We start from the raw sequence: 6883 nt of genomic DNA, 5'->3' as shown, positions 1-6883 counted from the left end.
ATCACTATATCAAAAAACTACTAAAACACGTTGAATTAAATTGATAGTGATGCTGTTACAGGTGCACTAGTTACTCAACTGAAACGTCTGATATAGAGGTGGATAAAATATTTTCAGTGACAGTAGCATGTTCTGATGTATAACCACCGATTTTGACGTTATATTTGCAGACTTTAAAATAGTAGCTTAGCTTATTTTTTTAGAACAATATGTTTGAAACGCTTCTTTATACCTTTCTTCTGAGTATCTCCCTTTCGGTGAAGCGCGGGCAGGCATACCTTACGCCATTCTGAACAATGTTCACTTTATACTGGCTTTTCTGATCGGCACGGTGGCCAACACCCTGGTGTTTCCACTGTTCATGTGGCTGATCGATACATTTAGTCAGAAGTTCTGGCCATTCAAAGCCTACAAAAAAGGTGTTATCTTTCTGTCGAAGCGAGCTAAAAAGATCGCTGGCGACAACGTGAAAAAGCATGGTTTCTGGGGACTGATGGTATTTGTGATGATACCGCTTCCTGGTACCGGGGCTTATATGGGTACCATTGCAGCCAATATCTTCAAGATCGAGCGCAAGAAAGCATTCATGGCCATTAGCTTGGGTGTAGTGATCTCGTCTATCTTCATGGCCCTGGCAACGCACCTGGGTCACCTGGGTGTGACGCAGCTTTCCTTTAACTAAGACGGCATACCGGATTTTACCGGATACATATGAAAGCCTTGCTTGCAAAGCCTGAATGGCTGAACGCAAGCAGGGCTTTTTGCTGTGCAATCCCCTCCTGCATCAGAAGAATTCGTAATTTTGCCCCATGACGCTAAAACGGATCATCAGCTATACCTTCCTTTTTCTTTTGCTTCTTATCGGTGTGGCCGGTTGCAGCTTCATGCAGCTCTCTCCTCAGTTTGGCGCAGAGGCCAAAGGCAAGCGATTGCAGGCCATGCAGGCCTCTCCTCACTACCACGATGGTGTCTTCCATAACCCAGTCGAGACCAACATGGACATCGGCTTCAAAGGCTATGTGAAGATGATTCGCTCACGATTCTTCGACGAGGTTGAAAACCAGGAGCCGGACTGGTACCTGCCTGTTGATAAAATAGCGCCTGCACAACTAGAGCGCGTGCAGGACACAGCCACCATCATCACCTGGTTCGGGCACTCCGCTTTCCTGATCGAGCTGGACGGCAAGCGGCTGCTCGTAGACCCGATGCTGGGCGAACGGGCCTCCCCGATCAGTTTTATGGGGCCCAAGCGCTTCAACGAGGAGCTGCCTATACCTATCGAAGACCTGCCCTATATCGATGCCATCCTGATCTCGCATGATCACTATGACCACCTGGATTATGGCTCCATCAAACAACTGGCCGATAAAACCGGACACTTTTATGTAGCACTTGGCGTGGGTGCTCACCTGGAGCGCTGGGGTGTGCCCGCCGAAAGGATCACGGAACTGGACTGGTGGGACGAGGCCGAGATGGCAGGTATAAAGTTTGTCGCCACCCCAGCCCGCCATTTCTCCGGTCGCGGCTTCTCTGATCGCATGAAAACCCTTTGGGCCTCCTGGGTGATCCTGGGCAAAAACGACCGCATCTTCTTCAGTGGTGATACGGGTTACTTCGATGGGTTTAAAGAAATCGGTGAGAAATACGGGCCCTTCGATATTACACTGCTGGAGTGCGGACAGTACAACGAGCTCTGGTCCAGCATCCACATGATGCCGGAGCAAACCGTGCAGGCACACCTCGACCTGAAAGGAAAACTGATGATGCCCATCCATTGGGGCGCCTTCGCACTCGCCCTGCATTCCTGGACCGACCCGATCGAGCGAGTGACCAAAGCAGCCAAGGCTCAAAATATAATGATGATGACGCCGCGCATCGGGCAATCGATCATACTAGGTCGCCAGACACCCCGCAGCAAGTGGTGGGAATAGGACCTGGCCCAAATTAGCAACACAGAAAGCCTGTTCGCAGTATTGCTAATAGGCATCTACACAAGTATCACGTTTTGAGAAACAATACGAACACCACACAGCAGGCCAGGCCTGCACGCCTATTTGACTGCATTGACTGGCAGTTGCAGCAGTTTCCACTTGACGATATGCTGGCCTCAAAAGAAGACGGCCAGTGGCGCACCTACAGCACCCAGGAAGTAAAGGACTTGGTCAACCGCATCAGTGCCTCCCTGCTCAGTGCCGGTATCAGCAGAAACGACGGCAGCCCGGAAGGCCGTGACAAGGTGGCCATTATCAGCCCGAACTGTCCGGAATGGATGCTGGTGGACATGGGCATCCAGCAGATCGGTGCTATTTCGGTCCCCATCTACCCGACTATCAGCAACAGTGAGTTGGAGTTTATCCTGCGCGATGCCGCCGTCAAAATGATCTTTGTCGGCAATGAAGTGCTGTATCGCAAGATAGTAGGGATGCAGGATGCCCTGCCTGAACTGCAGGCGATCTATACCTTCAAACCAGTAGAGGATGCTCCCTCCTGGAAAGAGCTGCTGACCGAGCCTGCTGCCCATACCCTGCAACAGCTGGAGGTACTACGCGATGCCATAGACGAAAACGACCTGGCCACCATCCTGTACACCTCCGGCACTACGGGCACTCCCAAAGGGTGATGCTCTCCCACTTCAGTATCCTGAGCAATGTGTTCGACAGTGCCTGATCATTGAAGAAGTGGGCGTGTTCCGCAAAAAGGCCATCAGTTTTCTGCCGCTCAACCATGCTTTCGAACGCATGGCCACCTATTGCTACTTCTACTGCGGCGTGTCGATCTACTATGCCGAAGGAATGGAAACCATTGCCGGCAACCTGCGGGAAGTCAAACCTACTATTTTCACGACCGTACCGCGCCTGCTCGAGAAGGTATACGAAGGCATTGTGGCCAAAGGCTCCGAGCTGACGGGCAACAAGAAGAAGATCTTTTTCTGGGCACTCGACCTGGCCGAGCGTTTTGAGATCAACAAGCCTATGCCGTTGACCTACCGGCTGCAGCTGGCCATAGCCGACCGGCTGGTGTTCAGCAAATGGCGTCAGGCACTAGGAGGCGAAGTGAAGTCGGTTATAACAGGAGCAGCCGCCTGCCAGGTGCGACTGCTCCGCATCTTCACAGCCGCCGGCATCGTCATACAGGAAGGTTACGGTCTCACCGAGGCCTCCCCGATTATCAGTGGCAATCGCTATTCCGAGGAAAACCGCATGTTCGGTACGGTAGGTCCGCTCCTCAAAAATGTGGAAGTGAAGATCGCACCGGACGGAGAGATCCTTTGCAAAGGCCCCAATGTGATGATGGGCTATTACAAACGGCCTGACCTGACTGCGGAGGTGATCGATCACGAGGGCTGGCTGCATACCGGCGACATCGGTACTTTGATCGATGGAAAATTCCTGAAGATAACCGACCGGAAGAAAGAGCTTTTCAAGACAAGCGGCGGCAAATATGTAGCCCCGCAGCCGATCGAAAACAAGATGGTGGAGAGCGGCTGGATCGAGCAGATCATGGTCGTCGGCGAAATGCAGAAATTTGTGGGAGCCTGATCGTGCCAGCCTTCAACAAGCTGCGGGAATGGTACGAAACACAGGGCAAGTCTTACCCGGGCAACCTGGCGGTGCTGGAAGACAAAGAGGTATGGACACTGATCAAACAGGCTGTGAACCAGTATAACCTGGAGTTCAACCCGGTAGAGCAGATCAAAAAGTTCGCACTTATACCGGGTGAGTGGTCCATCGAAAATGGGGAGCTCACCCCAACCCTCAAACTCAAGCGACGGGTTATTCTGGAAAGGTATCAGGACCTTGTGAGCTCACTGTATGCCTAACACTGCCTGCGACAGTTCATGCACCGCAAGTGAATAATGCTTATATTAGTCGCTCTAACCAGAAAAAACATGATCAAAAGCTTACTCTCAGCTCTTTTGCTGACTACCGGTATATTGTCAATAGATTCACCCGGCAACGTACCTTTTACAGACAAACCGAACGACACCCTGAAAGAAAGCCTGGTAAGAGGCCAGCAGGTATACGCCGCCAACTGTGCGAGCTGCCACATGGCGGAGGGCGAAGGGATACCGTCCACTTTCCCGCCATTAGCCAAGTCCGATTACCTGATGAAAGACCAGAAACAGGCGATCCGTACGGTGCTGCACGGCCTGAGCGGTGAAATTACCGTGAATGGTGACACCTACAACATGGCCATGCCTGGCTACGACTCCCTGTCTGATCAGGAAGTGGCTGATGTACTCAACTACATCCAAAACAGCTGGGGCAACAAAGCCAAGCCAGTATCACCCGCCCAGGTAAAAGCGGAACGGAAGAAGTAGAATTCCAGCTACTCCCTCGCCCGCGTCCCGCGAGTGTGAGCTATCCTAGTGGCGTCCCGCCACTTGTTCCGACAGTCACTGGGATGTCGGCTAGAGTCCGCCGGATAGCGCACATTCGCCAGAGGCAAGCGAGGAGATAATGTTCAATTACCAACCACATGCAACACTGGGAATTACTGTTCTTCTTTTTTGTGATTGCCTTTGTATATGCTTCGGTGGGCTTTGGCGGCGGTTCAAGTTACCTGGCCGTGCTGGCACTATACCCGCTGGCTTTCCAGGAGATCCGGCTGATCGCCCTGCTTTGCAATGTGGTTGTGGTAACGGGTGGCACAGTGCTGTTCATCCGGCACCGGCAGGTGGACTGGAAAAAGATCATTCCGTTGGTGCTGGTCAGTGTGCCCATGGCTTTTCTGGGGGCGAGTCTGCGACTGGAACAGGACACGTTTTTTGTTTTGTTGGGATGTAGTCTGCTGGTGGCAGCGGTACTACTTTGGATGCAAAATCACTTAGCTGGGAGGACAGAGAAAACAGTGGCGACACCACCGCGCTATACCCGCGATGGCCTGTTGGGCGGCAGTCTGGGCCTGCTGTCGGGTATGGTGGGGATTGGAGGCGGCATTTTCCTGGCACCCCTGCTCAACCTGATCCGGTGGGACTCCGCGAAACGCATTGCTGCCACGGCCAGTTTGTTCATCCTCGTGAACTCTGTAGCAGGTATAGCGGGTCAACTGACACAGCTTCCGGCCACTGTCGATTTTAGCCGTATACTCTGGCTAGGTATAGCCGTGCTTGCTGGCGGACAGCTAGGCTCACGCCTGGCTATTGTCCGGTTCAACCCGCTGGAGATCCGCCGTCTGACAGCCGTACTGATTTTTGTGGCAGGTATAGAAGTGCTCTACAATCACCTGCCTTTGTTTAATTGAGGGACAAGGTATTAGCGTGTATTTAAACTCTTGAGAAAAGTCTGTTATCCTTTGTCTGTATTTCTTTTCCCGATAATATGAAAGTAAAAGTCCTGGCATTCGGCATTGCCAAAGACATATTTGGCAGCTCGTCCACAGCGGTAGAACTCTCCGGAGAAGCGACGGTAGAGGCACTACGGACGGCGCTGGAAATGCAATACCCCCGCCTGAAGCAGCTGTCTTCTTTTATGATCGCTGTAAACGATGAGTATGCCGAGGCCGGTCAGGAACTGGCGCCCGAAGATGAAGTGGCCATTATTCCACCGGTAAGCGGCGGTTAAGCACCAAGCGCATGATCGATCTACAACTGACAGAAGAGCCGCTTAATATTTCGGCTTGCATCGACTGGGTCATGTCGCCGACGTGCGGGGGCATTGACGTGTTCATTGGCACAGTGCGCAACGCCACCAAAGGCAAGGCAGTATTGCGACTGGAGTTTGAGGCCTACGGCAAAATGGCCCTGAAGGAAATGCAGAAAATCGCGGAAGAAGCGCAGGCTAAATGGCCTATCGAAAAGATACTGCTGCATCACCGCACCGGCGTGTTGCAGGTGGGCGAAGTGCCGGTGATCATTGCCGTGGCCGCTGCCCATCGGGATGCTGCTTTTGATGCCTGCCGCTACATCATCGACACGCTTAAACAGACGGTACCCATCTGGAAAAAAGAGATTTTTGAGGACGGTGAGGTATGGGTGGCTGCCCATCCTTAGCTATACCTGTTGTTCTTTCCAGGCTTTTATGCCGCCTTCAAGGGAGTATACCTGCAGGCCCGGTAGCTGCTTCCGGATATTTTTCACCGCCTCTCCGCTCCGCTTGCCTGAGGCACAGTAGAATACCAGTGGCTTATTTGTCTGCAGCTGTTCTACCTCTTTTCCCAGCCTGTCGAGTGGCACATGCTTTCCGCCGATGTGAAAGGCTTTCCGCTCTTCGTCGCGCCTTACATCCACTAACTCGTAAAGCCCCTTGGCTATACCTTGTTTTAGTTCTGGCACAGAGATAAGCGGCACTTCCTCTGTTTCCGGCAATATATCGATCGTCACATTTGACACTTTCCCGACTTTAATGATGCGGCTTTGCATCGTTAAGGCATCCAGCAAAAGGAGTTTGCCCACCAGCGGCTCGCCGGCACCCGTGACCAGTTTGAGCACCTCGTTTGCCTGCATACAGCCGATCATACCGGCCAGTGTCGGAATGACGCCGCCTTCGGCACAGTTGGGCACCTGCGAAGCATCCACCTCAGGGAAAACATCGCGGTAGTTCGGGCTTCTTTTGCCTGCTTCAACCGGTACATTCCACACAGCCACCTGTCCCTCAAATTGGTAAATGGCCCCATACACCAATGGCTTTCCGGCCAGTACACAGGCATCGTTGAGGAGGTATTTCGTATCGAAATTATCCGTCCCGTCGAGCACCACGTCATAGTCCTGCAGGAGCGCCAGCACGTTGGCCGAGGTCACTTTCAGTTCGTGAGGTACCAGTTTTATACCTGGATTCTGGTGCTGCAATTTGTCGCAGGCTACACGGGCTTTATTCTGCCCTACTTCGGCCGGCGTGAAAAGTACCTGCCGGTGCAGGTTTCCAGCGACACCGAATCGAAGTCG

Annotated in this window: 10 protein-coding genes; 9 read left to right on the top strand and 1 reads right to left on the bottom strand. The window is 52.6% G+C overall.

Annotated features, from left to right (window positions below; translation table 11 throughout):
- Positions 1-274: 274 nt before the first annotated feature.
- From O71_RS20560 to O71_RS20530, 9 genes are all read left to right on the top strand, one after another.
- On the top strand, positions 275-682 hold the full coding sequence (locus O71_RS20560) for a small multi-drug export protein (RefSeq protein ID WP_155801047.1): 408 nt from the start codon (positions 275-277) through the stop codon (positions 680-682).
- Positions 683-809: 127 nt separating this feature from the next.
- A complete protein-coding gene (locus O71_RS20555) occupies positions 810-1931 on the top strand; it encodes an MBL fold metallo-hydrolase (protein WP_007661001.1) in 1122 nt (373 codons plus the stop codon).
- Positions 1932-2005: 74 nt separating this feature from the next.
- Positions 2006-2620 (top strand): AMP-binding protein, encoded by a 615-nt coding sequence (locus tag O71_RS27645; RefSeq protein WP_369751007.1) that lies wholly within the window; start codon positions 2006-2008, stop codon positions 2618-2620.
- A 64-nt stretch (positions 2621-2684) separates the two neighbouring features.
- On the top strand, positions 2685-3539 hold the full coding sequence (locus tag O71_RS27640) for a long-chain fatty acid--CoA ligase (RefSeq protein ID WP_369751006.1): 855 nt from the start codon (positions 2685-2687) through the stop codon (positions 3537-3539).
- Positions 3540-3541: 2 nt separating this feature from the next.
- Complete coding sequence (locus O71_RS27635; RefSeq protein WP_369751005.1) at positions 3542-3820, top strand: hypothetical protein; 279 nt, start codon at positions 3542-3544, stop codon at positions 3818-3820.
- Positions 3821-3889: 69 nt separating this feature from the next.
- Entirely contained in the window at positions 3890-4321 is a 432-nt protein-coding gene (locus O71_RS20545; RefSeq protein ID WP_007660999.1) for a cytochrome c, read from the top strand.
- A gap of 158 nt (positions 4322-4479) precedes the next feature.
- A complete protein-coding gene (locus O71_RS20540) occupies positions 4480-5244 on the top strand; it encodes a sulfite exporter TauE/SafE family protein (RefSeq protein ID WP_007660997.1) in 765 nt (254 codons plus the stop codon).
- Positions 5245-5321: 77 nt separating this feature from the next.
- Positions 5322-5564, top strand: coding sequence for a MoaD/ThiS family protein (locus O71_RS20535; protein ID WP_007660995.1), 243 nt, complete (start codon positions 5322-5324; stop codon positions 5562-5564).
- Between the two features lie 11 nt (positions 5565-5575).
- Positions 5576-5992 (top strand): molybdenum cofactor biosynthesis protein MoaE, encoded by a 417-nt coding sequence (locus O71_RS20530; protein ID WP_007660992.1) that lies wholly within the window; start codon positions 5576-5578, stop codon positions 5990-5992.
- Here the strand turns inward: O71_RS20530 and O71_RS20525 are convergent.
- Positions 5993-6883, bottom strand: an 891-nt coding sequence (locus O71_RS20525) for a HesA/MoeB/ThiF family protein (RefSeq protein WP_007660991.1), incomplete at its 5' end; no start/stop codon positions are given.

Source organism: Pontibacter sp. BAB1700, assembly GCF_000277005.1.
GTDB lineage: Bacteria > Bacteroidota > Bacteroidia > Cytophagales > Hymenobacteraceae > Pontibacter > Pontibacter lucknowensis.
This window is presented reverse-complemented; position numbering and strand designations above follow the sequence as displayed.

Excerpts from the sequence above, each read along its gene's own strand:
- O71_RS20545 (WP_007660999.1), top strand. The coding sequence starts at position 3,890 with ATGATCAAAAGCTTACTCTCAGCTCTTTTGCTGACTACCGGTATATTG.
- O71_RS20540 (WP_007660997.1), top strand. The coding sequence starts at position 4,480 with ATGCAACACTGGGAATTACTGTTCTTCTTTTTTGTGATTGCCTTTGTA.
- O71_RS20535 (WP_007660995.1), top strand. The coding sequence starts at position 5,322 with ATGAAAGTAAAAGTCCTGGCATTCGGCATTGCCAAAGACATATTTGGC.
- O71_RS20555 (WP_007661001.1), top strand. The coding sequence starts at position 810 with ATGACGCTAAAACGGATCATCAGCTATACCTTCCTTTTTCTTTTGCTT.
- O71_RS20530 (WP_007660992.1), top strand. The coding sequence starts at position 5,576 with ATGATCGATCTACAACTGACAGAAGAGCCGCTTAATATTTCGGCTTGC.